Here is a 23,349-nt window from a genome sequence, read left to right as displayed (position 1 = left end):
TGGATCGGTGTCGCACACAAATCCTGTGGGAGCGAGCCTGCTCGCGAAGAACGATAACGCGGTCTGGAAAATGACCGTTCAGCAACCTTCATCAAACTGTCACGCAACTGTGGCAGCGCGCTTGAACAAACTTCATCAGACTCGCGCTCTACTGGGGTTCTGCGTTTTGGTGTTTTGTCATGCGTGCTTTGTTTTTTTCAGCGGCGATTTTTCTGTCCGCATTGTTCAGCCTGTCGTCCCTGGCAGCTTCTCGTTGTGATGTGAATGTTCCGACCGAACATGTCGATCTGGCACAGGTGAGCCTGGCGTACCAGAGCATCGGCCGTGCCTCGGACCCGGCGTTGCTGCTGGTGATGGGGCTGGGCGGGCAGTTGATCCACTGGCCGGACGAGGTGGTGGTCGCCCTGTGTCAGCAAGGCTTTCGAGTGATTCGCTACGACAATCGCGATGTCGGCCTGTCGACCTGGAGGCAAGCGCCGATGGAGGCCAACCTGACTTTCGAGGTGTTGCGCTACAAGTTGGGGCTGCCGGTGTCGGCGCCGTACTCACTGACGGACATGGCCGATGATGGCCTGGGCCTGATGGATGCGTTGCACATCGAGCAATTCCACGTGCTGGGCGTGAGCATGGGCGGGATGATCGCCCAGCACATGGCAGCCATGGCGCCACAACGGGTCGAGAGTCTGACGTTGATCATGACCACTTCCGGGGCCGAGGGCTTGCCCGCGCCGAGCGCGGCGCTGGTGCAGTTGCTCGCCCGCCGTGGCGCGCCGAATCGTGAGGTGGCGCTGGAGCAACAGGCCGATCTGCTTGCCGCGTTGGGCAGCCCGACCGTGAGCGATGATCGGCAGGCGCTGCTGCATCAGGCGGCGCAGTCCTATGACCGGGCGTTCAATCCAGAAGGCGTGAAACGGCAGATCATGGCGATCCTGGCCGAGCCCAGCCGGGTGGCGTTGCTCAATCAATTGCGGGTGCCGGCGCTGGTGGTGCATGGCACGGCCGATCCGCTGTTGCCGGTGATGCATGGCGTGCATCTGGCGGCGCATCTGCGTGGCAGTCAGTTGAAGTTGATTCCGGGATTGGCCCATCGTTTTCAGGAAGCGTTCAAGGCACCGTTGCTGGCGGCGGTATTGCCGTATTTGCGTGAGCACCGGGAGGACACTTCGCATTGGGCGCAGATCGAGCCGGTGGCTGAACATAACCTCCTCTGACACTTGAGTTCCCTGTGGGAGCGAGCCTGCTCGCGAAGGCGTCGTGTCAGTCGACATCAATATTGAATGATCACCTGCTTTCGCGAGCAGGCTCGCTCCCACAAGGGATCTGCTGCGCATTCAAGTCTGCCGGGTGTATCGTTCGAACTTTCCGGTGCGTGCCAGCCAGCGAGGTGAATGATGAGTTCCCCCTTGAAAATCGATTTCGTCAGCGACGTGTCTTGCCCCTGGTGCGTCGTCGGCCTGTACGGCCTGACCCGGGCCTTGGAGTTATTGCGCGATGAAGTCCGCGCCGAGATCCGTTTCCAGCCATTCGAACTGAACCCGAAGATGGGCCCCGAAGGGCAGAGCATCACCGAGCACATCACCGAGAAGTACGGCTCGACACCGGAGCAGTCGCAAAAGAATCGCGAGATGATCCGCGCGCGAGGCGCCGAGGTCGGGTTTGCGTTTCGTACCGATGGTAGTAGTCGCATCTACAACACCTTCGATGCCCACCGCTTGTTGCACTGGGCGGATCTGGAAGGGCGGCAACTGCAATTGAAGGAAGCGTTGTTCAAGGCGTATTTCACCGATGGCGGCAACCCGTCAGACCCCGCTCAACTGGCGCAGATCGCTGAAGATGTCGGACTGGATCGGCAGCGGGCCGAGTCGATTCTGGGGTCGGATGAATTTGCCGAGCAGGTCCGCCAGGAGGAACAACTGTGGCTATCGCGCGGGGTCAGTTCGGTACCGACCGTGGTTTTCAACGGCCAGTACGCGGTCACGGGCGGACAACCGGTGGAAGCTTTTGTCGGGGCGATTCGCCAGATCATGAGTGAGTCGAAGGGCGGAACTGTTAGCTGAAACGCTTGATGTCAAAAAGGCATCAATATGCCACTATTGTTTTGACCGTTGCTGCCGATACGGGCAGTGATGATTTCAAACCATAGGGACATGATCCATGACTTTCCGCGCTCTACGCACCTGGGCGGTGCTGACTCTGTTGGCCTGCCTGACCCTCACCGGCTGTGCTCACGTTCAACCTCCTGTACCACTGGACAATCAATTCTGGGATGCCAAGGAACCGACCATCGGCGTGGCGATCACGGTGGTGCCACCACCGGTGCTGGCTTTGACCGGCAACCAGGGGCTGCTCGATTACGCCATCAACAAGGGCGTCAACAGCAAACTCAGCAGTAACGTCGAACAATGGCAAGTGCGCGACCTCACCACCTTGCCGGACGTGATCGTCGCCAAGTTGCAGGCCAAGGGTTACAAGGTCAAGCGCATCGACGAGCCGGTCGATCTGAAGGTTTACAAGGAAGTCTCGTTCCGCGAAGGCTACATGACCCGCGACCTGACGCCGGTCAAGGCGGCCCATGGCGTCGACCGTCTGCTGTTGGTGAATGTGTACGCCACCGGGGCCACGCGCAGCTACTACGGGTTCGTACCGACCAGCGTGCCGATGGCGCAAGTGGGCGGGCAGGGCATGGTGGTCGACCTGGCCGATAACAAATTGTTGTGGTTCAAGCCTTTTGTCGTGACGCAAGCCGCTCAGGGCGAGTGGGACGAGCCGACCTACACCAACCTGTCCAATGCGTTCTATCAGGCTGTGGATAACAGCCGTCAGCAAATGATCACCCCGTTCGCCCAATGAAGCGTCCATTCGCAGTGGCCGGCGCGCTGGCCCTGCTGATGTTGGTGGGCTGCGCGCAGAAACCGGCTCCCGAGGCCGGCTTCAAAGACCAGAGCGCCTTGCCCTACGTTCAGGCCCACGGGCTCAAGGTCGACGTGCAGTTGCCGCAGGCGTTTGTCGGTGCCAGCACGGTGATTGAGTCCGAGCAGGCCCTGAAGGCCGCATCGTCCAGCCACAACCTGATAGCGAGCTCGGGCAATACCGCCGGGCTTGCCGGGATCTTGCTGGCCAGTTTGATCAACACCCAGATGGGCAGCGGCACTTTGCAGCGCGATGCGGAAGAAGCCGCGCTCAAAGAGTCGCGACCGATGGCTGATCTGCTCGCCGGGGTGCCGCTGCAGGAACGTTTGCAACAACGCTTTCAGCAGGCTTCGAAAACGGCCGGGCTCAAGCAGGGCGAGGGCCAGGTTACCGCGCGTTTGCTGATAGAGCCCAAACTGATGCTGACCCCGGATCGCGGCAGTTTTATCCTGGTCAATCAGGTGCAGGTTCAGGACATCGCCGGTTCAGCGCTGTACCGCATGCGGATCGAGGTGGCCAGCCAGCCGGTTCGTCGCTGCGGCAAGCAATGTATCGACGACGGCAGGCTTGAACTGGCGACAGTCACCGCCGTGCTCGATGAGTGCATCGATGAGTCCATGCGGGTGTTGGCCACCGATCTGATGCAACCGCCACCCCCGGCGGCGGCTCAGGAAACCTTGCGTTATGTGCTAGATGGCCAGCGGGTGGTCGAGCGCGGATATCAATTGGCCAACAACGGCACTTACTGGCGCTATCGCAACCTTTATGGAGCGGTGAAGTCGGTGCCGGTGCCGTTTGAAGATGCATTAACCCAGACGCAGTTGCAGCAGGTTTACGCGCACTGAAACGATGGAACCTGTGGGAGCGAGCCTGCTCGCGAAGAGGGCGTGTCAGTTGGCATTAATGTTGGTTGACACTCCGCTTTCGTCGGAACGCCGCCCGGAGCCGGCTCGCTCCCACAGGGGATTGGTGGTGTTCAGGCTTGCAAACGCACCCATACGCTGACCAACACCGTCGCCGCCATCAACCACGCCACCGCCGCCACCGCCAGGGACGCCTCCAGGCGCATCCGGTCGACCATCAGGTACAAGGTCGCCAGGTAGATGAAGTAGGGAATGATCGACCACATGCCAAACACGATGGTGGTTTTCAGGTCGTCAATCGAGCGCCCCTTGCCGACGATGTAATGAGCAATCAGCGCAAAGGTCGGAAACAGCGGCACCAGCCCGGCGATGTAATAGTTTCTGGTCTTGGCCAGGGCGGCGAGGATCACCACCACCGCTGCACCCAGGGTTGCCTTGAGAATCAGATCCATCAGTGGCTCAGTCCGTACTTCTTCACTTTGTCGAACAGCGTGGTCTTGGCCATGCCCAGTTCCTGGCTGGCCTGGGTCAGGTTGCCGCCACTGCGCTGCAAGGCATCGCTCAGCAGGTTGCGTTCGAAGGCTTCCACCGCTTCGGCGAAAGCCAGGCCTTGGGCGCTGCCGCCCGCACCGGTTTTTTTGAAGGCAGGCAGACCGAGGGCAAAGCGTTCGGCGACGTTGCGCAGCTCGCGCACGTTGCCCGGCCAGTCGTGGCTCATCAGGTTCGACAGGGTCTGGTTATCCAGTTCCGGCGCGATGCGGTCGAAGCGCAGGGACGACTGCTGCAAGAAGTATTCAAACAGTTGCAGGATGTCTTCGCGGCGTTCGCGCAGCGGCGGCAGTTCCAGGGTCACCACGTTGAGGCGGTAATACAGGTCGCTGCGAAACTCGCCGGCCTTGCTCGATTCGTCCAGATCGGACTTGGTCGCGGCAATCACCCGGCAATCCACCGCCACGCTCTGGTTCGAGCCGAGGCGTTCGAGGGTGCGTTCCTGCAACACCCGCAGCAGTTTGATCTGCAGAGGCAGGGGCATGCTTTCCACTTCATCGAGGAACAGCGTGCCGCCGTCGGCATGCTCGATCTTGCCGATCCGTCGTTTGCCGGCACCGGTGAACGCGTTGGCCTCATGACCGAAGATTTCGCTCTCGAACAGGTTCTCCGGCAGGCCGCCGCAGTTCAACGCCACGAATTGCCGGGTGTGGCGGCGACTGAAGTCGTGCAGGCAGCGCGCGACCAGCTCCTTGCCGGTGCCGGTTTCGCCTTCGATCAGCACGTTGGCCGAGGTGTCGGCGACGTTGGCAATCAGTTCGCGCAGGTTCTGCATGGCCGGCGAACGGCCGATGATCCGGCCTTCGAGGGAGTCCCGCTCCGCCAGTTGCCGGCGCAACGACGAGACTTCACGCGCCAGGCTGCGTTGCTCCAGCGCGCGGCGGGCCACATCCACCAGACGCTCCGGGGAAAAGGGTTTTTCCATGAAGTCGTAGGCGCCTTTCTGCATCGCGCCCACGGCCATGGATATGTCCCCGTGCCCGGTAATCAGCACCACCGGCAGGCTGCGGTCTCGGGCCTTGAGGCGGGTCAGCAGTTCCAGGCCATCGATGCCTGGCAGGCGGATGTCGCTGATGACGATGCCGGCAAAGTTATCGCCAACGCGCTCCAGGGCTTCTTCGGCACTGCCAACGCCGATGCAGGGAATGTCTTCCAGGGTCAGGGCCTGCTGGCAGCCGAGCAGCACATGGGGGTCGTCTTCGACGATCAATACACTAAGGTCGTTGTTCATATTGGCTCGGCGGGAATGGGGCTTACCAACGGTAAACTGAGGACGAATGCGGTGCCACCGCTGGCCGGGTGCTCCACACCCAGGTGACCGCCGGTAGCGGCGGCCAGGCTTGCGGAAAGGGTCAGGCCGAGGCCCAGGCCCTGTTCGCCGGGTTTGGTGGTGAAAAAAGGCTCGAACAGATGCTTGCGCGCTTCGGCATCGATGCCGTGGCCATTGTCCCGAACCCGCAACCGATACTTGCCATCGCCGGTGTCGCCTTCAAGCCACAACTCAGGCTGCGGTTGCGCCTGCATGGCATCGAGGGCGTTACCGATGAGGTTGACCAGAATCTGTTCCAGTCGGGTCTGGTCGATCTGCACCTGCACCTCTTCGAACTGACGGTGCAGTTGCAGGTGGGCGTTTTCGACGCGGCTGCCCAGCAGTTGCAGTGCCGCGTCCACGGCTTTGCCGAGGCAGGCCTGACCCTTGTCATCACCGCGCCGGGCGAAGGATCGCAGGCTGGCGGTGATCCGGCCCATGCGGTCGATCAATTCGTTGATGGTCTTGAGGTTGGTGCTGGCCACGTCCAGTTGACCGCGCTCGAGAAAGCGCACGGTATTGCCGGACAGGGTGCGCAACGCTGCCAGCGGCTGGTTCAATTCGTGGGCAATGCTGGTGGACATCTGGCCGATCGCCGCGAGTTTTCCGGCCTGCACCAGTTCATCCTGGGCACGACGCAAGGTCTCTTCGGCGTGACGCCGTTCGCGGATCTGGCCCTTGAGTCGTTCGTTGCTCGCGCGCAGGTCGACGGTGCGTTCGGTAATCCGACGCTCCAATTGATTGTTGGCTTCCTGCAAGGCTTCCCGGGCGGCGAGGCGGGTCGCGATCACCTTGCGTCGTTCGTTCCAGGCAATCAGCAGGAACGCCACGAGAGCGAAAGCCACCGCCACCAGAATCCCCTGATTGATCGCCTCTCGGCGCAAATCCTGCAACGGCGTGAGCAGGGTGAAATTCCACGGTGTATCGCTCAAATTGCGGGTTTGCGACAGATAGCTGATGTTTTCTTCGTCGGACACCAGTTCGCTGTTGGCCGGAAAGGTCAGTTTTTCCACGCCTTCGGACAGGGTTTCCCGGGCCAGCGGTTGCAGTTCGTTGAGCGGGAACCAGTAATACTGAAGGCTGCGGGCGAGTTTTTCCTTGGTCTCGTCGCTCAGGGGAATCACGGATTTCAAGCGCCGCGCCGGATCGCTGGACAGAATGATGATGCCGTTCTCGTCACTGACGAAGGCTTCCAGACGCGCCCGCTGCCAGCGTTCTTCCATGGCTTCCAGGCGCACCTTGACCACCGCGACGCCGATGATCTTGCCGTGTTCCTCCAGGCCATGGGCCAGGTAGTAGCCGGGTTCGCCGTTGGTGCTGCCGATGCCGTAGAAGCGCCCCGGCTGACCGCGCACGGCGTTCTGGAAGTAGGCGCGGAAGGACAGGTCTTCACCCAGGTAACTGTCGACATCGCGCCAGTTACTGGTGGCCATGACGCGACCGGTGGTGTCCATCACATAAATAGCCCGACTGCGGCTGCGCCGGTTCAGGCCTTCGAGGTAATCATTGACCGTTTGCCGGTGTTCCGGGGTCGGGTCGGCCAGCAGCTTCGACACACTGGTTTCGAGTTCCAGCAGGCTGGGCAGGTAGGTGTATTTGCTTATTTCGCTTTCGACGGCGCGGGCGTGCAGTTCCAGCTGGCGCTGGCCGCTTTCGCTCAGGCTGCGCACGCCATAGTGCTCACTGACCCAGAAGCCGGCATAACCCAGTCCGATCATCAGCGCGATGATCAGCGGCGGCAGGAACAGATGGCGAATCAGGCGGGGTTTCACGGCGAGTGATGGCGACGTGGCGCGATAGAGAGTGGGGTCGCATTTCATCACAGATGCCTTGGGTCAACCACAACACTTGATCGTGAACCAACACCATCCCCTGTGGGAGCGGGCTTTTGTGGCGAGGGGATTTATCCCCGTTCGGCTGCGCAGCAGTCGTAAACCCGATGCATGCGGTTTAACAATGAAATGCTGGGGCCGCTTCGCAGCCCAACGGGGATAAATCCCCTCGCCACAGAGCCCGCTCCCACATTTGGGGAGCGGTGTCTTTCTTAGTGCTGCAGAATCTTGTTGAGGAAGTGCTGCGTACGCTCGGCGCGGTGGCTGATGTCGCCGAAGAACTCCTCTTTCTTGCAGTCTTCGATGATTTTGCCCTGGTCCATGAAGATCACGCGGTCGGCCACTTTACGGGCGAAGCCCATTTCGTGGGTCACGCACATCATGGTCATGCCTTCGTGGGCCAGTTGCACCATCACGTCCAGCACTTCGTTGACCATTTCCGGGTCCAGTGCCGAGGTCGGTTCGTCGAACAGCATGACAATCGGGTCCATCGCCAGCGCACGGGCAATCGCCACACGCTGCTGCTGGCCACCGGACAGTTGGCCCGGGTGCTTGTGGGCGTGAGCCGAGAGGCCGACACGTTCCAGCAGTTGCAGGCCTTTCTTGGTGGCTTCTTCCTTGCTGCGGCCCAGCACCTTGATCTGCGCGATGGTCAGGTTTTCGGTGATGGTCAGGTGCGGGAACAGTTCGAAATGCTGGAACACCATGCCCACGCGCGAGCGCAGCTTCGGCAGGTTGGTCTTCGGGTCGGCAATGGAGGTGCCATCGACCACGATGTCGCCTTTCTGGAACGGTTCCAGAGCGTTGACGCATTTGATCAGGGTCGATTTGCCGGAACCGGACGGCCCGCACACCACGATCACTTCGCCTTTTTTGACCTCGGTGCTGCAATCAGTCAGCACCTGGAAGTCCCCATACCACTTGTTGATGTTTTTGATAGAGATCATACGGCGAACCTTTTTTGCAGACGCTTGACCAGCTGCGAGGCGGCAAAGCTGATGATGAAGTACACGAGACCTGCGAAGATCAGGAACTCATTGGAGCGGCCAATGATGTCGCCACTGGCGCGCGAAGCATTGAGGAAGTCCACCAGGCCGACGGCGTAGACCAGCGAGGTGTCCTGAAACAGGATGATGCTCTGTTGCAGCAACAGCGGGGTCATCTTGCGGAACGCTTGCGGCAGGATGATCAGGCGCATCATCTGGCCATAGTTCATGCCCAGCGCCTGGGCGGCACCCATCTGCCCCTTGGGAATCGACTGCACGCCAGCGCGGACGATTTCGCAGAAGTACGCCGCTTCGAACATCATGAAGGCCACGATGCAGGAGGCAAATGCGCCGATCGGGGTGTCTTCGCCGGTGATCCAGCGCAGCACGAACGGCACCGCCAGGTAAAACCAGGTGATGACCAGCAGCAACGGAATCGAACGGAAATAGTTGACGTAGGCGCCGGCGATGTTCGACAGCAGTTTGTTGTGGGACAGGCGCATCAGGGCCAGGAGGGTGCCGAGAATGATCCCGCCGACCACGCCCAGGGCCATCAGCTTGAGGGTCATGATCATGCCGTTCCACAAGCCCGGCAGGGACGGGATGATGCCCGAGAAATCGAATTCCATCATTTACCCCCTACGGAAATCAGGCCCGGTACGGCGACTTTCTTCTCGACCATGCGCATCAGCAGCATCAGGCTCATGTTCAGGGTGAAGTAGATCAGCGTGGCCAGGGTGAACGCTTCGAACAGGTTGGCCGAGAACTCCGCGGTCTGTTTGGTCTGCGCTAGCAGCTCCATCAGGCCGATCAGCGAAGCCACGGACGAGTTCTTGAAGACGTTGAGAAACTCCGAGGTAAGCGGCGGAATGATGATCCGGTAAGCCTGGGGCAGCAGCACGTTCCAGTAGATCTGCGGCAGTTTGAAGCCCATGGCGCGGGCGGCGGATTCCTGGCCTTTTGGCAGCGCCTGGATGCCGGTGCGCACTTGCTCACAAACGCGGGCTGCGGTGAACAGGCCCAGGCACACGACGACGCTGAGGAAGGCCGAGGTGGTCGGGTTCAGGTCCTGCTTGTACCACTCTTGCAAATCCGGCGGCAGCAGGTCGGGCACCAGGAAGTACCAGATGAACAGCTGAACCAGCAGCGGCACGTTACGGAAGAGTTCGACGTAGCAGGTGGCGATGCCCGATACGATGCGGTTCGGCACGGTGCGCATGACACCCAGGACCGAACCCAGTATCAGGGCGATGATCCAGGCCGCGATGGCGATGCCGATGGTCCAGCCCAGCCCGGAGATGAACCAGTCGAGATAAGTCTCGCTGCCCACGCCGGTGGACTTGAAGAACACGCCCCAGTCCCAGTTGTAATTCATTAGGGTCTCCCCTTGAGATCAATCGATGTACCCGCTTGGGGGAAGCTCCGTTCCCGCCTGCTCTTGAAGGGCAGGCACACACGATCGGCTCGACAGCCACCGGTCCGAGTGTTTCCAAAAATGCCAGCAGGGAGTGACAACCTCCCAAGAGGGCACAGGCCCTCTTGGGAGATAAGGTTAGTCAGAAATCAGGATTTCTTGTCGTCAGCCGCTTTATCGGTCGGATTGGCGATCAGGGCCTTGAGCTCGTCGCTCATCGGGAAGTTCAGGTTCAGGTTCTTCGGCGGAATTGGCTGCATGAACCATTTTTCGTAGATCTTGTTGATCTCGCCCGATGCGTAGGTCGCCTTGATGGCGTCGTCTACAGCCTTTTTGAACGGCTCGTCGCCTTTACGCACCATGCAGCCGTAGATTTCGTAGGACTGTGGAGTACCGGTCACGGCCCAGTCACTTGCCTTCTTGGCCTTGGCGGCTTCACCGGCCAACAGGGCGTCGTCCATCATGAACGCAACGGCACGGCCGGTTTCCAGCATCTGGAAGGACTCGCCGTGGTCTTTGGCGGAGATGACGTTCATGCCCATCTGCTTGTCGGCGTTCATCGCCTTGAGGATGCGCTCGGAGGTGGTGCCGGCGGTGGTCACGACGTTCTTGCCGGCCAGATCCGGGAAATCCTTGTACTTGGAGTCTGCTTTGGACAGCAGGCGGGTACCGATTTCGAAGATGCCGACGGAGAAGTCAACTTGCTGCTGACGCTCGACGTTGTTGGTGGTGGAGCCGCACTCCAGGTCCACGGTGCCGTTCTGCACCAGCGGGATACGGGTTTGCGAGGTGACCAGGTTGTACTTGACCTGCAGGTTCGGCATGTCCAGGTCTTTTTTCAGGGCTTCGACGACTTTCAGCTGGATGTCGTGGGAGTAGCCGACCGGCTTGCCGGAAGCGTCCGCGATGTAGGAGAAAGGAATGGAAGCGTCACGATGCCCGAGGGTGATAACACCGGACTCTTTGATTTTCTTCAGGGTGCCGGTGAGTTCGGCGGCGAAAACTGGCGTGCTGATCAGAGCGGCAGCAATGGCTGCGCCCAGGATATGGGGAACGATGCGCATCAAATTTTCCTCGACATTGTTTTTTTTATGGAGCCAGTTCATCGGCCCTTTTGTGCTGCGAATGCCTGATGGCTCCTGAAGTGTTGGCACAACAGGCATTCATCGAAGAAGTGTAGAGCATGACCCGTGCCAGGCCAGGATGAATGAATCAACTAATTGATTTATAAGGAAATTAATTATTTGTGGCGGGGTTTTTAACGCTGAATGATCCGGTTAACCGAACCGACCGACAGGTCGCGTTCGGAAAACCGAATGCTGAATGGGCGCAACCCTGGATCAGGGGTATTTGCGCTTGTCCGGAGCCGGCGGGAAATACTGGTACAACCAGGTTTCACTGAGCGTGCGGTCGTTGGTGCGGATGAACAGGCGCAGTTCGACGGGTTCTACGCTGTCATTGGTCGGGTACCAGTCGAACAGGATGCGATAGCCCTTGATGTCATCGAGCACCAGCACGCTGAAATCCTTGACCTCTCCGTTCGAACAGGTGACCACCGGTTCAATGCCGGCACCCTCGGGCAAGCGATCCAGGCCTCCGCCTGAAAAGTCCACGGCAAACCGGCGAGCCCAGACTGGCGGGTAATGTTCGCCCGGCGCCCAGCCTTCGGTGAAGCCGCCCATCCCGGAGCGGGTCGCGTGGACTCGCGCCAGCGGCGTGCCGACCGGTGGCAGTGCGCTCCAGTACAGCTTGTAGCCGTAGTTCAGCGAATCGCCGGCCGCCACCGGTTTCTTCGGCGTCCAGAAGGCGACGATGTTGTCCATGGTTTCGCCGGTGGTAGGGATCTCCAGCAGATCGACCGAGCCTTCGCCCCACGCCGTCGTAGGTTCGACCCACAGGCTTGGGCGCCGGCTGTACCAGTCGACGGTGTCCTGATAACTGGCGAACTCGTGGTCGGTCTGCACCAGGCCGAAACCTTTCGGGTCCTTGTCGGCGAAGGCGTTGAACTGCAGTTTGGCCGGGTTGTTCAGCGGACGGCAGATCCACTCGCCATTGCCGCGCCACATCGCCAGGCGATCGGAGTCGTGGATCTGCGGGTGAATGGTGTCGCACATCCGCCGTTCGTGGGTGCCGCAGCTGAACATGCTGGTCATCGGTGCAATGCCCAGTTGATCGATGGCGGTGCGGGCGTTGACGTGTGCGTCCACCTCCATCACCACGCGCTCGGCCTGGCAATCGATGTCAAAACGGTAGGCACCGGTGGCACTTGGCGAGTCGAGCAGGGCGTAGACCACGAAGCGGGTGCTGTCCTTGTCCGGGGTTTCGAACCAGAACTTGGTGAAGTCGGGGAATTCTTCGCGCTTCTTGGCGTAGGTGTCGATCGCCAGACCGCGGGCCGACAAGCCGTACTGGCCGGTGGCATCCACTGCGCGGAAGTAGCTGGCGCCGAGGAAAGACACCACGTCGTGCTTGTCCAGTTCCGGGGCCTTGAACAGTTTGAAACCGGAAAACCCCAGGTCGCCGGTGAGCTGCTTGGTGTCGACCGTGGTGTTTTCATAGTTGAACAGCGACGGGCGGAAATGCACTTCGCGGGCCATGCGGGTCTTGGGATCGACGCTGTACATGCGCACCGGCTGCTTGAAGCCCATGCCGACGTGGAAAAACTGCACATCCAGCTGCCCCTTGTTTTCTTTCCACAGCGAATGGGCGCCGTCGTAGCGGATCGCGTTGAAGTTCTGCGGGGTCATGGTCGCCAGGGTCGGTGGCAATACCTGCTTGGTGTCCTGGTAGCGATTGCTGGCGAGCTGCTTGGCCTGGATCTTCAAGGCTTCGAAGTCGAACGACCGGGCTTCGCCATCGGCGGCCCCGGTGGCGGCCCAGGCGCGGGCGGCGAGCAGGCCGGTGGCGGACAAACCGGTGTAAGCCGCAATGGCCATGGAGGCTTTGAGCAAATTCCTGCGGTGCATAAATTCAACCTGTCGTGAACAATCCCGCGCCGTTCCTGGCACGTGCTGGATCAGAAATAACGGTTCGGACATGCCTTCGGCCAAACGCATCGGACTTTAAACAGATGTCGGATAGCTTAAACCGTTCGATGGCAGATCAAAATTGATTGATGGCACGGCGCTAGCGCATGAGTGAAACAAGACATGTCGGGAAACAATTCCGACAGCGACTTCTGATTTGCAGGGCATTTCTGCTTTTTTCGATTAATTACTCTAAAAACCGCTTTTCAGCGCCCGGAATATTTCTATTCTGTGCTCATGACCGGTTTATGCCCTTCGGGCCGGTGCAGTTCAGTTGGCACAAGGAGCTGCTGAAAAAAGAATAGGGCGATGCGGTTTCTGAAGTTTTCTTTGACGTAGAGAAGGACATCGTCCATGTCGAAAGTACAAGGCATCACCGAAATATTGGGAATCTTTCCGTGCCTATCCACTGGCCGGCGAAGACGTCGACTGAACTCCGAGGAAATGAAACTGGTGGAACGTTATCGCGAACTGTCGGAGAGCGACCGGATTGCGATGCGGTATCTGGTGGATGCGATGAGGAGTGTTTCAAGGTTTTGAGTGGGCCTCTGTAGGAGCGAGCTTGCTCGCGATGGTCGTGAACGATTACGCGTGCTTACTGGTTGTACGCGGCGCTCTTGAATCCATCGCGAGCAAGCTCGCTCCTACAGGTTCCCTTTTTTATCCGCTCGATTTGTCCGGTCAGCTACAAGCACCAACGATTGGGAAAGGCGAAGCACAGGCGGAAGAGGGTATAAACCCCTACGACCGGCGAGAGATACGTGAAGCCCAGGGCGAAGTTTTCCCACAGGCTCATGCTGCGATTGAAGTTGGAGGTGTAGCCCAGTTTGCGTAGTTGCTCGGCATCGCTGTCGGTAACGACTGCAGTGAGATCGGATGATGAACTCATGTGTTTGCGCCGGAAAATCGGCAGATTTCGGATGGCCGATGCCGTGGCGGGGCCTTGGGGCGCGGCCCGGATCGGTGGTTTTGTTGTGTTTGAAACTTGGTGGTGCGTAATCCCGGTCGACCTTGAAACCGAGGTGACGCAATCGCTGGCAAGCCAGCTCCCACAGGTTCAGTGGTGACCCTTGTGGGAGCTGGCTTGCCAGCGATGCTTTTTTTAGTGCTTGAACATCACATGCCGCACAACGGTGTAATCCTCCAAGCCATACATCGACATGTCCTTCCCGTAGCCGGACAGTTTCTGACCGCCATGGGGCATTTCGCTGACGAGCATGAAGTGGGTGTTGACCCAGGTGCAGCCGTACTGCAGCCGCGCCGACAGGCGATGGGCGCGGCCGACGTCGGCGGTCCACACCGAGGACGCCAGGCCGTAGTCGGAGTCGTTGGCCCAACCCAGCACCTGGGCTTCATCGGTGAACCTGGTCACCGACACCACCGGCCCGAACACTTCGCGGCGGACGATTTCGTCATCCTGCTGAGCGTCGGCCAGCACCGTCGGCTCGAAGAAGAAGCCGTTGCCATCCACCGCTTTGCCGCCAGTGATCAGGCGGATGTGCGGCTGGGCTACGGCACGCTCGACGAAACCGGCCACGCGGTCGCGGTGTTGCGCGGTGATCAGCGGGCCCAGTTCGGTGGCCGGGTCATCCTGCAAGCCGTACTTGATGCGGCTGACCGCGGCGCCGAGCTTCTCGACGAATTTCTCGTAGATGCCTTCCTGCGCATAAATCCGGCAGGCAGCGGTGCAGTCCTGGCCGGCATTGTAGAAACCGAAGGTACGGATGCCTTCCACGGCGGCGTCGATGTCAGCGTCGTCGAAGATGATCACCGGAGCCTTGCCACCCAGTTCCATGTGCATGCGTTTGACGCTGTCGGCGGTGCTGGAAATGATGTTCGAACCGGTGGCGATCGAGCCGGTCAACGACACCATGCGCACTTTCGGGTGAGTGACCAGTGGGCTACCCACGGTAGGACCACGGCCGAACACCAGGTTGAGCACTCCGGCCGGGAAAATCTCCGACGCCAGTTCGGCCAGACGCAACGCCGTCAGCGGGGTCTGTTCCGACGGCTTGAGTACCACGGTATTACCGGCGGCGAGGGCAGGGGCGATTTTCCAGGCGACCATCATCAGCGGGTAGTTCCATGGCGCGATGGAGGCGATCACGCCCACCGGGTCGCGACGGATCATCGAGGTGTGGCCGGGCAGGTATTCACCACCGGCCGAACCGCTCATGCAGCGGCTGGCGCCGGCGAAGAAGCGGAACACGTCGGCAATCGCCGGGATCTCGTCGTTCAGCGCGGCACTGTAGGGCTTGCCGCAGTTGTCAGATTCCAGTTTGGCCAGCTCTTCGCCGTGGGCTTCGATGACGTCGGCGAGTTTGAGCAGCAGCAGCGAACGTTCTTTCGGCGGCGTGTGCGACCAGTTGGCGAACGCGGCATCGGCGGCGCGCACGGCGGCGTCGACCTGGGATTCGCTGGCTTCGTTGATTTCTACCAGCACGCGGCCCAGTGCCGGGTTGAACACCGGTTGGGCGGGGCCTTCGCCGTTGACCAGTTGGCCGTTGATCAAGAGTTGGGTTTGCATGGCATTGTCCTCTTCAAAGCAGTTCTTGTTTTTGTGGGAGCGAGCCTGCTCGCGAAGGCGGCCTGGCAGTCGACATCTGTGTTGAATGTCATACCGCTTTCGCGAGCAGGCTCGCTCCCACAGGGGATATTCGCTGTCTGTTTCTGATTTATTTCCCGCCACTCCCCGCCACGCTCTCCCCGCCACGGGTCAGGTAATAGGCACCGAGAATCGGCAGCATGGTCACGATCATCACCAGCATCGCGACGACGTTGGTCACCGGCACGTCCCGAGGGCGGCTGAGCTGGTTGAGCAGCCACAGCGGCAACGTACGTTCATGGCCGGCGGTGAAGGTGGTGACGATGATTTCGTCGAACGACAGCGCGAACGCGAGCATGCCGCCGGCCAGCAACGCCGAGCCGAGGTTGGGCAGGATGATGTAGCGGAAGGTCTGCCAACCGTCGGCGCCGAGGTCCATCGAGGCCTCGATCAGGCTGTGGGAGGTGCGACGCAAGCGGGCGATGACGTTGTTGTAGACGATCACCACGCAGAAGGTCGCGTGGCCGACGATGATGGTGAACATCCCAGGCTCGATGCCCAGCGTCTTGAAGGTTGCCAACAGCGCGATCCCGGTGATGATCCCCGGCAGGGCGATCGGCAGGATCAGCATCAGCGAGATCCCTTGCTTGCCGAAGAAGTCCCGGCGATACAGCGCCGCTGAAGCCAGGGTGCCCAGGACCAATGCAATCAAGGTCGCGACGGCGGCAATCTGCAGCGACAGCTTGATGGCTTCCAGCACGTCCGGTCGCGAGAACGCCACGCCGATCCACTTCAGGGTGAAGCCCTTGGGCGGAAAGCTGAACGCCGCGTCTTCGGTGTTGAAGGCGTACAGGAAGATGATCAGGATCGGGAAGTGCAGGAACACCAGCCCGCCCCAGGCTGCGATTTTCAGGCCGAGTGAAGCTTTCTCAGAGTGCATCGAAGGCCCCCAGTCGTTTGACGATGGACAGGTAGATGGCGATCAGCACGATCGGCACCAGGGTGAAGGCGGCGGCCATCGGCATGTTGCCGATCGCGCCTTGCTGGGCATACACCATGCTGCCCACGAAGTACCCCGGTGGACCCACCAGTTGCGGCACGATGAAATCGCCGAGGGTCAGCGAAAACGTGAAGATGGAACCGGCGGCAATGCCGGGAATCGACAACGGCAGAATCACCTGCATGAAGGTCTGGCGCGGCTTGGCGCCCAGGTCTGCCGAGGCTTGCAGCAGCGAAGGCGGCAGGCGTTCCAGCGAAGCCTGGATCGGCAGGATCATGAACGGCAGCCAGATGTAGACGAACACCATGAAGCGCCCCAGGTGCGAGGTCGACAAGGTGCTGCCGCCGACACCGGGAATGCCCAGCACGAACTGCAACAACGGTTCCAGCCCCAGGTTCTGCACGAACCACTGTGCCACGCCACCCTTGGCCAGCAGCAGGGTCCAGGCATAGGCCTTGACGATGTAACTGGCCCACATCGGCATCATCACCGCGATGTAGAAAAACGCTTTGGTCTTGCCGGTGGTGTAGCGCGCCATGTAATAGGCAATCGGGAACGCGACAATGGCGCTGGCGATGGACACTACGATAGCCATGCTCAGGGTGCGCAGGATGATGTCGAAGTTCGATGGCTGGAACAGCGCGGCGAAGTTCGCCAGGGTCAGGTCAGGTGTGACCGCCATGGTGAAGTCGTCGAAGGTGTAGAAACCTTGCCACAGCAACGTCAGTAACGAGCCCAGGTAGATGGCGCCGAACCACAACAGCGGTGGCACCAGCAGCATCGACAGGTACAGGTTCGGCCGGCGGTAGAGCAGGTTGGAAAACCTGCGCAGCGGCGAGCCGCCGGACGGGGTTTGCGAGATGGCCAGGGTGCTCATGTCACACCCCGCCTGCAACGGTGTCGAACAGCGGGACCATGGCTTCACGGGCCCACCGTGCGCTGAGGCGTTGCCCGGTCTGGTGCTGGGCGCTGACATCCAGCCACTGATTGTTGGCCTGGCTGATGTTCAGGGTCTGGCCGTTTTCCAGCTTCAGTTCATAGCGGGTGGCGCTGCCCTGGTACTGAATGTCGTGCAGCAGACCGCTGACTTCAATTTCATGGCTGGCCAGTGGGCCTTCGGCGAAACGCACGTGTTCGGGGCGAATCGAAAACGGTTGTGGATTACCGCTCAACTGCTTCGCCAGGTCGCCGCGAATCACGTTGGAGGTGCCGACGAACTCGGCGACGAAGGTAGTCGAAGGTTTCATGTACAGGTTGCGTGGCGAATCGACCTGTTCGATGCGGCCCTTGTTGAACACGGCGACGCGGTCGGACATCGACAGTGCTTCGGTCTGGTCGTGAGTGACGAAAATGAAGGTGATGCCGAGTTGGCGTTGCAGCTTCTTGAGTTCGCCTTGCATCTGCTCGCGCAGCTTCAGGTCCAGCGCACCGAGGGGTTCGTCGAGCAGCAGCACCCGTGGCCGATTGACCAGCGCACGGGCCAGGGCCACGCGCTGGCGCTGGCCACCGGAGAGCTGCACCGGTTTGCGCTCGCCGTAGCCACCGAGGGCGACCATGTCGAGGGCTTCTTCGGCGCGTTTCAAGCGTTCGGCTTTGCCGACGCCTTTGACTTTCAAACCGTAGGCGACGTTGTCGCGAACGTTCATGTGCGGGAACAGCGCGTAATCCTGGAATACGGTGTTCACGTCACGCTGATACGGCGGTAGCCCGGCGGCTTCCTCGCCATGAATCCGGATCGAGCCCGCGCTCGGTTGTTCGAAACCGGCGATCAGGCGCAGACAAGTGGTTTTACCCGAGCCGGAAGGCCCCAGCATGGAGAAAAACTCGCCGTCCTGAATGTCGATGGAAACCCGGTCAACGGCTTTCACTTCGCCGAACTGACGGGAAACGTTGGTGAACTGGACTGCAAGCGTCATGGTGCGGTGCTCCGAAAAGGCGAGAGCCGTCGCAGCGGCCCTGCCTGGACTTCTGAAAAAACGACATCTTTTATCTGTTGGCCGCGCGCGGTAGCGGCACGGCGGTGATCCAATGTGGGAGCGAGCCTGCTCGCGAAGGCGGTGAATCAGTCAGCAGTTGATTTGACTGTGATGCCCTCTTCGCGAGCAGGCTCGCTCCCACAAGGGGCGGTCGGATTAGCGACCGCCCATGATCGCGATGTAGTCCTGGGTCCAGCGGCTGTAGGGCACGAATTTGCCGCCTTCAGCTTGTGGGGTTTTCCAGAAGGCGATCTTGTCGAAGTTGTCGAAACCGTTGTTCTTGCAGCCCTCGGCGCCCAGCAACTCGCTTTCCTTGCACGCCGCCGGTACTGCTGGCAACGAGCCGAACCACGCAGCCAGATCACCCTGGACTTTCGGTTGCAGCGACCAGTCCATCCACTTGTAGGCGCAGTTGGGGTGCTTGGCGTCGACGTGCAGCATCGTGGTGTCGGCCCAGCCTGTTGCACCTTCTTTTGGAATGACCGAGGCCACCGGCTGTTTGTCAGCCACCAGGCCGTTGACCATGTAGCCCCACGTACTGGACGCTGCCACGCCTTCGTTCTTGACGTCACTCATCTGTACGGTCGCGTCATGCCAGTAGCGGTGGATCAAAGGCTGTTGCTTGCGAAGCAGGTCCAGCGCCGCTTTGTACTGCGCTTCATTGAGTTCGTACGGGTCCTTGATGCCCAGTTCCGGCTGTTTTGCCTTGAGGTACAGCGCCGCATCGGCGATGTAGATCGGGCCGTCGTAAGCCTGAACCCGACCCTTGTTGGACTTGCCGTCCGGAAAGGTTTGCTCTTCGAACACCACACTCCAGCTGTCCGGCGCTGTCTTGAATACGTTGGTGTTGTACATCAGCACGTTCGGCCCCCACTGATACGGAGTCCCGTAGGTTTGTTTATTGACGACGTACCAAGGGCCGTCCTTGAGACGCGGGTCGAGGTTCTTCCAGTTCGGGATCAACGCGGTGTTGATCGGCTGCACACGCTTGCCGACGATCAGGCGCAGGGACGCGTCGCCGGACGCCGTCACCAGGTCGTAGCCCCCCTTGGCCATCAGGCTGACCATCTCATCGGAAGTGGCAGCGGTTTTCACATTGACCTTGCAGCCGGTTTCCTTCTCGAAACCGGTCACCCAGTCGTAGGCCTTGTCGCTTTCGCCACGTTCGATGTAACCGGGCCATGCCACGATATCCAGCTGACCTTCGCCGGCGCCGACAGCCTTGAGCGGCTCGGCGGCCTGGAGGGTGGCGCTCGCCAGCAGCGCGGTGGTGATTGCACTGAGCAGTGCGGTCTTGTGCACGAACATGGAAACCTCTCTTTTGTTTATTAGTGGTTGATTGAGAGTAGCTGCAAGCTTCAAGCCGCAAGCTGCAAGTAACAGCGAGTCGCGCACGGCTTTGACTTGCAGCTTGTAGCTTGCCGCTTAAAGCTCCCGGCCATGCCGGGCCATAATGTGCCGCACCACGCTGTAGTCCTGGAGTGAGTCGCTGGACAGGTCTTTGCCGTAGCCCGAACGCTTGAGCCCACCGTGGGGCATTTCACTGACCAGCATGAAATGGCTGTTGATCCAGGTGCAGCCGTACTGCAAGCGCGCGGCGACTTGCATCGCCTTGTCGAGGTTCTGGGTCCAGACCGAGGACGCCAGGCCGTATTCCGAATCGTTGGCCCAGTCCACTGCTTGTTCCAGTTCATCGAAACGGGTCACGGTCACCACCGGCCCGAACACTTCGCGCTGGACGATTTCGTCGCCCTGCTTGCAGCCGGCCAGCAAGGTCGGCTGGTAATAGAAACCGGCGCCGGAATGCACCGCTGCGCCGGTTACCCGTTCGATGTGCGGCTGGCCGAGGGCACGTTCGACGAAGCTGGCCACGCGGTCGCGTTGGCGGGTGCTGATCAGCGGGCCGATTTCATTGTCGGCATCGCGCTTGCCGGCGAAACGCAGGCTGCTGACCGCCACGCCGAGTTCGGCCACCAGGCGGTCGTGAATCCCGGCCTGTGCATAAATCCGGCACGCCGCCGTGCAGTCCTGACCAGCGTTGTAGTAGCCATAGGTACGCACGCCGTCGACCACGGCCTGAATGTCGGCGTCGTTGCAGACGATCACCGGGGCTTTGCCGCCCAGTTCAAGGTGAGTGCGCTTGAGGGTTTTGGCGGCGGCCTGAAGGATTTTCTGGCCGGTGACGATATCGCCGGTCAGCGACACCATGCGCACCTTGGGATGGCTGACCAAGTGGCTGCCAACCCCTTCGCCGCCACCGCAGATAATGTTGATCACACCGCGTGGCAGGATCTCGGCCAGCAACGGGGCGAGGGCCAGGATCGACAGGGGGGTGTGCTCCGATGGCTTGAACACTAAAGTGTTGCCGGCGGCCAGGGCCGGGGCGATTTTCCACGCGGCCATCATGATCGGGTAGTTCCATGGCGCAATCGACGCCACCACGCCAATCGGATCGCGGCGCACCATGCTGGTGTAGCCGGGCAGGTATTCACCGCTGAGCTGGCCGGTCTGGCAACGCACGGCACCGGCGAAGAAGCGGAATACGTCGACGGTGGCGCTCAAATCGTCCTGACGGGCCAGGTGCAACGGCTTGCCGCAGTTCAGGGCTTCGAGGCGGGCGAGCAAATCGGCGTTTTTTTCGATGGCATCGGCGATGCCCAGCAGCAGGTTCGAGCGCTGCTGCGGTGTGGTGCGCGACCAACTGGCGAAGGCGCGGTGAGCGGCCAGGATGGCGGCCTCGACCTGTTCGGTGCTGGCTTCAGCGATCTGCGTCAGGATTTCGCCGGTAGCCGGATTGAGGATCGGTTCGACAAAACCCTGGCCCGCGACCAATTCGCCATCGATCAACAACGCGGTGAACAACGGGGTCTGCGCGCCAGCCATTTTTCGGGTTCTCTTTTCTTGTGTGGCCATGCTGCTCCCTGTGACTGGGGCCCGACCGTCTTATATAGATGGATCAAGACTAGTGCGCGGACCCGAGGTCGACAAATACTAAATACTGAAGGTGCCGTTCGATTAAATAGATGGCTTGCGTCCGCCGTGGGGCTGCTCGCGGGCAACCGTCAGGAAGGGGTCCACCAACGCTGGGCGGGCGGTGCCGCGACGCCAGGCCAGGCCGACGTCGAGGGTCTGGCTCAGGTCGGCAATGGGCCGCGCTTCAATGATGTCGCCCTCCAGTGACCAGGGGCGGTAGGTCATGTCCGGCTGGATCGACACCCCCAGCCCGGCGGCCACCAGGCTTCGCACTGCCTCGGTCGAGGCCGTACGCAAGGTGATGCGAGGCTGCAGCGAGGCGGCCGTCCACATGCGCTGGGCGTTGCGATCCATTTCATCGACGTTCAGCTGGATCAACGGCTCGCGGGCCACGTCGGCGAGGTTGATGCTGTCGTGTTCCAGCAATGGATGCTGGGCCGGCAACCAGAGTCGGTGGGGTGAATGGGTCAACACCTCGGTCTGCAAGGCGTGGCGGTCTTCAAGATTGGAAAGAATCAGTACGCCTACATCGATCTCGCCGCTGACCAGCAAATGCTCGATGTAAGGGCGTTCGTCCTCCATCACGCGGATTTCGACGTTGGGGTAGGCGCGCTGGAAACGGGTGAGCAAATCCGCCAGGTAATAACCGGCCACCAGGCTGGTCACCCCGACGATCAACTGCCCGGCGACCTGGTCAGTGCTCTGTTGCAGGCTGCGTTTGGCGTTGTCGACCGTGGCGAGTATCAGGTGTGCCTGGCGCAGGAACTGATGACCCTGGTGGGTCAGGGTCATGCCCTTGGCGTGTCGGTTGAACAGGCCGACGCCGATTTCCTGCTCCAGCTGCTGGATCGCCAGGGTCAGGGTGGACTGGGAAATAAACGCGGTTTGCGCAGCGGCGGAGATCGAGCCGGTCTCGGCCACGGCAATGAAATGACGGATCTGACGCAAGGTCATCATGGAGAGCGTACCCGGTGGGCGGTTTTTATCGATTTATTCGAGCGTATATCTAAATTTCTGAAAGCAGCTGCAAGCCGCACGTCTCACGCGGCAAGTTGAAAAACGGGCGGAGCAACATCTGGAAGCACTCTCGTGGGCAGACTTTGGGCACTTTCGAACTAGGCTGGTGGCCTCAAGGTTCGGTAAAACCTTTTAGTGGAGGCAGAAAATGAACACCCGTGGATTGCTCGATCAGCTGCTCAAGTCGGGCCAGGACATGTTGCAGAACAAGGCCGGTGGGGCGCAGAACAAGGCGTCTGGTGGGTTGGGCGGGTTGCTTGGTGGTAACGGCGGTTCGGGCGGGCTTGGCAGTTTGCTGTCGGGCGCCGGCGGCGGTGCACTGGCGGCCGGTGCCATGGGGTTGCTGCTGGGCAGCAAGAAAGCGCGAAAAGTGGGCGGCAAAGTCGCGGTCTATGGCGGCCTCGCCGCATTGGGCGTGCTGGCCTACAAAGCCTATGGAAACTGGCAGGCCCAGCAGGGCGGCGCATCGAAGGCAGAGCCGCAGACGCTCGACCGCTTGCCCGCTGCGCAAGTCGAGCAGCACAGCCAGGCGATTCTCAAAGCCCTGGTGGCCGCGGCCAAGGCTGACGGTCACATCGACGAACGTGAGCGCGAGCTGATCGAGGGTGAGTTCACCAAACTCGACAACGATCAGGAGCTGCACAACTGGCTGCACGCCGAACTCAACAAACCACTGGACCCCAGCGATGTCGCCCGCGCCGCCCGCACCCCGGAAATGGCCGCCGAGATGTACATCGCCAGTGTGATGCTGGTGGACGAGGAGAGCTTCATGGAGAAGTCCTACCTCGATGAACTGGCGCGTCAGCTCAAGCTGGAGCCGGGGTTGAAGGCTGAGCTGGAGAAACAGGTACGGCTGGCTGCTGTGTAAACCTTCAGGCCGACTTCGCGGGCAAGCCTCGCTCCTGCAATGGATTGATGTGCACAAGACCACTGTGGGAGCGAGCCTGCT

The 23,349-nt window shown here is 60.6% G+C and carries 21 protein-coding genes and 1 pseudogene; 6 read left to right on the top strand and 16 right to left on the bottom strand.

Going from position 1 to position 23,349, the window contains the following annotated elements:
* The first annotated feature begins 179 nt into the window (after positions 1 to 179).
* The 4 genes from ACW9HW_RS11450 to ACW9HW_RS11435 all read left to right on the top strand — a co-directional run bounded on the left by ACW9HW_RS11450 (position 180) and on the right by ACW9HW_RS11435 (position 3,755).
* The gene (locus tag ACW9HW_RS11450) at positions 180 to 1,211 is read left to right on the top strand and encodes an alpha/beta fold hydrolase (protein WP_457399901.1); all 1,032 of its coding nucleotides are present in this window, start codon (positions 180 to 182) and stop codon (positions 1,209 to 1,211) included.
* A gap of 180 nt (positions 1,212 to 1,391) precedes the next feature.
* The gene (locus tag ACW9HW_RS11445) at positions 1,392 to 2,057 is read left to right on the top strand and encodes a DsbA family oxidoreductase (protein WP_457399899.1); all 666 of its coding nucleotides are present in this window, start codon (positions 1,392 to 1,394) and stop codon (positions 2,055 to 2,057) included.
* A 97-nt stretch (positions 2,058 to 2,154) separates the two neighbouring features.
* Positions 2,155 to 2,850 (top strand): hypothetical protein, encoded by a 696-nt coding sequence (locus ACW9HW_RS11440; protein ID WP_457399898.1) that lies wholly within the window; start codon positions 2,155 to 2,157, stop codon positions 2,848 to 2,850.
* Complete coding sequence (locus ACW9HW_RS11435) at positions 2,847 to 3,755, top strand: hypothetical protein (RefSeq protein ID WP_457399897.1); 909 nt, start codon at positions 2,847 to 2,849, stop codon at positions 3,753 to 3,755. Before ACW9HW_RS11440 ends, ACW9HW_RS11435 begins: the two co-directional genes overlap by 4 nt.
* Before the next feature lie 131 nt (positions 3,756 to 3,886).
* On the opposite strand, the gene ACW9HW_RS11430 is transcribed toward ACW9HW_RS11435, so the two are convergent.
* The 8 genes from ACW9HW_RS11430 to ACW9HW_RS11395 form a co-directional block, all read right to left on the bottom strand.
* Complete coding sequence (locus ACW9HW_RS11430) at positions 3,887 to 4,216, bottom strand: GlpM family protein (RefSeq protein WP_170948759.1); 330 nt, start codon at positions 4,214 to 4,216, stop codon at positions 3,887 to 3,889.
* 8 nt (positions 4,217 to 4,224) lie between these two features.
* Positions 4,225 to 5,553 carry a two-component response regulator AauR gene (aauR, locus tag ACW9HW_RS11425; RefSeq protein ID WP_095197148.1) on the bottom strand — a complete coding sequence of 443 codons (1,329 nt, stop codon included), beginning with the start codon at positions 5,551 to 5,553 and terminating at the stop codon, positions 4,225 to 4,227.
* Positions 5,550 to 7,451, bottom strand: coding sequence for a two-component sensor histidine kinase AauS (aauS, locus tag ACW9HW_RS11420; RefSeq protein WP_095197147.1), 1,902 nt, complete (start codon positions 7,449 to 7,451; stop codon positions 5,550 to 5,552). The genes aauR and aauS overlap by 4 nt, the downstream gene beginning before the upstream one ends.
* A 224-nt stretch (positions 7,452 to 7,675) precedes the next feature.
* The gene (locus tag ACW9HW_RS11415; protein ID WP_095197146.1) at positions 7,676 to 8,410 is read right to left on the bottom strand and encodes an amino acid ABC transporter ATP-binding protein; all 735 of its coding nucleotides are present in this window, start codon (positions 8,408 to 8,410) and stop codon (positions 7,676 to 7,678) included.
* Positions 8,407 to 9,078, bottom strand: a complete 672-nt coding sequence (locus ACW9HW_RS11410; protein WP_095197145.1) for an amino acid ABC transporter permease — start codon at positions 9,076 to 9,078, stop codon at positions 8,407 to 8,409. The genes ACW9HW_RS11415 and ACW9HW_RS11410 overlap by 4 nt, the downstream gene beginning before the upstream one ends.
* Positions 9,078 to 9,824, bottom strand: a complete 747-nt coding sequence (locus ACW9HW_RS11405; protein WP_095197144.1) for an amino acid ABC transporter permease — start codon at positions 9,822 to 9,824, stop codon at positions 9,078 to 9,080. The genes ACW9HW_RS11410 and ACW9HW_RS11405 overlap by 1 nt, the downstream gene beginning before the upstream one ends.
* Before the next feature lie 188 nt (positions 9,825 to 10,012).
* Positions 10,013 to 10,927, bottom strand: coding sequence for a glutamate/aspartate ABC transporter substrate-binding protein (locus ACW9HW_RS11400; protein WP_095197163.1), 915 nt, complete (start codon positions 10,925 to 10,927; stop codon positions 10,013 to 10,015).
* A gap of 276 nt (positions 10,928 to 11,203) precedes the next feature.
* Positions 11,204 to 12,829 (bottom strand): glucan biosynthesis protein D, encoded by a 1,626-nt coding sequence (locus tag ACW9HW_RS11395; RefSeq protein WP_095197143.1) that lies wholly within the window; start codon positions 12,827 to 12,829, stop codon positions 11,204 to 11,206.
* Positions 12,830 to 13,243: 414 nt separating this feature from the next.
* Here ACW9HW_RS11395 and ACW9HW_RS11390 point away from each other — a divergent pair, with 414 nt between their 5' ends.
* A complete protein-coding gene (locus ACW9HW_RS11390) occupies positions 13,244 to 13,429 on the top strand; it encodes a hypothetical protein (RefSeq protein WP_090453315.1) in 186 nt (61 codons plus the stop codon).
* Between the two features lie 169 nt (positions 13,430 to 13,598).
* Here the strand turns inward: ACW9HW_RS11390 and ACW9HW_RS11385 are convergent.
* The 8 genes and pseudogenes from ACW9HW_RS11385 to ACW9HW_RS11350 all read right to left on the bottom strand — a co-directional run.
* Positions 13,599 to 13,778: pseudogene (locus ACW9HW_RS11385) on the bottom strand (amino acid permease); the annotation flags it as partial.
* Between the two features lie 213 nt (positions 13,779 to 13,991).
* Complete coding sequence (locus tag ACW9HW_RS11380) at positions 13,992 to 15,416, bottom strand: gamma-aminobutyraldehyde dehydrogenase (RefSeq protein ID WP_457399894.1); 1,425 nt, start codon at positions 15,414 to 15,416, stop codon at positions 13,992 to 13,994.
* Positions 15,417 to 15,564: 148 nt separating this feature from the next.
* Complete coding sequence (locus tag ACW9HW_RS11375; protein WP_095197141.1) at positions 15,565 to 16,374, bottom strand: ABC transporter permease; 810 nt, start codon at positions 16,372 to 16,374, stop codon at positions 15,565 to 15,567.
* The gene (locus ACW9HW_RS11370; RefSeq protein ID WP_095197140.1) at positions 16,364 to 17,311 is read right to left on the bottom strand and encodes an ABC transporter permease; all 948 of its coding nucleotides are present in this window, start codon (positions 17,309 to 17,311) and stop codon (positions 16,364 to 16,366) included. The genes ACW9HW_RS11375 and ACW9HW_RS11370 overlap by 11 nt, the downstream gene beginning before the upstream one ends.
* A 1-nt stretch (position 17,312) precedes the next feature.
* Positions 17,313 to 18,350 (bottom strand): ABC transporter ATP-binding protein, encoded by a 1,038-nt coding sequence (locus ACW9HW_RS11365; RefSeq protein ID WP_095197139.1) that lies wholly within the window; start codon positions 18,348 to 18,350, stop codon positions 17,313 to 17,315.
* A gap of 216 nt (positions 18,351 to 18,566) precedes the next feature.
* Positions 18,567 to 19,718: a putative ABC transporter substrate-binding protein YdcS gene (ydcS, locus tag ACW9HW_RS11360; protein WP_095197138.1), complete on the bottom strand. Its 1,152-nt coding sequence runs from the start codon at positions 19,716 to 19,718 to the stop codon at positions 18,567 to 18,569.
* 117 nt (positions 19,719 to 19,835) lie between these two features.
* On the bottom strand, positions 19,836 to 21,323 hold the full coding sequence (locus tag ACW9HW_RS11355) for a gamma-aminobutyraldehyde dehydrogenase (protein WP_457399892.1): 1,488 nt from the start codon (positions 21,321 to 21,323) through the stop codon (positions 19,836 to 19,838).
* 102 nt (positions 21,324 to 21,425) lie between these two features.
* A complete protein-coding gene (locus ACW9HW_RS11350) occupies positions 21,426 to 22,340 on the bottom strand; it encodes a LysR family transcriptional regulator (RefSeq protein WP_020799666.1) in 915 nt (304 codons plus the stop codon).
* A 208-nt stretch (positions 22,341 to 22,548) separates the two neighbouring features.
* On the opposite strand from ACW9HW_RS11350, the gene ACW9HW_RS11345 reads away from it, so the two are divergent.
* Positions 22,549 to 23,268: a tellurite resistance TerB family protein gene (locus ACW9HW_RS11345; protein WP_095197136.1), complete on the top strand. Its 720-nt coding sequence runs from the start codon at positions 22,549 to 22,551 to the stop codon at positions 23,266 to 23,268.
* Positions 23,269 to 23,349: the final 81 nt, after the last annotated feature.

It is taken from the genome of Pseudomonas sp. SDO5532_S415 (assembly GCF_054071155.1).
Note: the sequence above shows the minus strand (reverse complement) of the source record. Positions and strands in the feature narration are given on the sequence as shown.

What these genes read in the sequence shown, in the direction of transcription:
- ACW9HW_RS11450 (WP_457399901.1), top strand. Translation starts at nt 180, where the DNA reads ATGCGTGCTTTGTTTTTTTCAGCGGCGATTTTTCTGTCCGCATTGTTC.
- ACW9HW_RS11445 (WP_457399899.1), top strand. Translation starts at nt 1,392, where the DNA reads ATGAGTTCCCCCTTGAAAATCGATTTCGTCAGCGACGTGTCTTGCCCC.
- ACW9HW_RS11440 (WP_457399898.1), top strand. Translation starts at nt 2,155, where the DNA reads ATGACTTTCCGCGCTCTACGCACCTGGGCGGTGCTGACTCTGTTGGCC.
- ACW9HW_RS11435 (WP_457399897.1), top strand. Translation starts at nt 2,847, where the DNA reads ATGAAGCGTCCATTCGCAGTGGCCGGCGCGCTGGCCCTGCTGATGTTG.
- aauR (WP_095197148.1), bottom strand. Translation starts at nt 5,553, where the DNA reads ATGAACAACGACCTTAGTGTATTGATCGTCGAAGACGACCCCCATGTG.
- aauS (WP_095197147.1), bottom strand. Translation starts at nt 7,451, where the DNA reads ATGAAATGCGACCCCACTCTCTATCGCGCCACGTCGCCATCACTCGCC.
- ACW9HW_RS11415 (WP_095197146.1), bottom strand. Translation starts at nt 8,410, where the DNA reads ATGATCTCTATCAAAAACATCAACAAGTGGTATGGGGACTTCCAGGTG.
- ACW9HW_RS11410 (WP_095197145.1), bottom strand. Translation starts at nt 9,078, where the DNA reads ATGGAATTCGATTTCTCGGGCATCATCCCGTCCCTGCCGGGCTTGTGG.
- ACW9HW_RS11405 (WP_095197144.1), bottom strand. Translation starts at nt 9,824, where the DNA reads ATGAATTACAACTGGGACTGGGGCGTGTTCTTCAAGTCCACCGGCGTG.
- ACW9HW_RS11400 (WP_095197163.1), bottom strand. Translation starts at nt 10,927, where the DNA reads ATGCGCATCGTTCCCCATATCCTGGGCGCAGCCATTGCTGCCGCTCTG.
- ACW9HW_RS11395 (WP_095197143.1), bottom strand. Translation starts at nt 12,829, where the DNA reads ATGCACCGCAGGAATTTGCTCAAAGCCTCCATGGCCATTGCGGCTTAC.
- ACW9HW_RS11390 (WP_090453315.1), top strand. Translation starts at nt 13,244, where the DNA reads ATGTCGAAAGTACAAGGCATCACCGAAATATTGGGAATCTTTCCGTGC.
- ACW9HW_RS11380 (WP_457399894.1), bottom strand. Translation starts at nt 15,416, where the DNA reads ATGCAAACCCAACTCTTGATCAACGGCCAACTGGTCAACGGCGAAGGC.
- ACW9HW_RS11375 (WP_095197141.1), bottom strand. Translation starts at nt 16,374, where the DNA reads ATGCACTCTGAGAAAGCTTCACTCGGCCTGAAAATCGCAGCCTGGGGC.
- ACW9HW_RS11370 (WP_095197140.1), bottom strand. Translation starts at nt 17,311, where the DNA reads ATGAGCACCCTGGCCATCTCGCAAACCCCGTCCGGCGGCTCGCCGCTG.
- ACW9HW_RS11365 (WP_095197139.1), bottom strand. Translation starts at nt 18,350, where the DNA reads ATGACGCTTGCAGTCCAGTTCACCAACGTTTCCCGTCAGTTCGGCGAA.
- ydcS (WP_095197138.1), bottom strand. Translation starts at nt 19,718, where the DNA reads ATGTTCGTGCACAAGACCGCACTGCTCAGTGCAATCACCACCGCGCTG.
- ACW9HW_RS11355 (WP_457399892.1), bottom strand. Translation starts at nt 21,323, where the DNA reads ATGGCCACACAAGAAAAGAGAACCCGAAAAATGGCTGGCGCGCAGACC.
- ACW9HW_RS11350 (WP_020799666.1), bottom strand. Translation starts at nt 22,340, where the DNA reads ATGATGACCTTGCGTCAGATCCGTCATTTCATTGCCGTGGCCGAGACC.
- ACW9HW_RS11345 (WP_095197136.1), top strand. Translation starts at nt 22,549, where the DNA reads ATGAACACCCGTGGATTGCTCGATCAGCTGCTCAAGTCGGGCCAGGAC.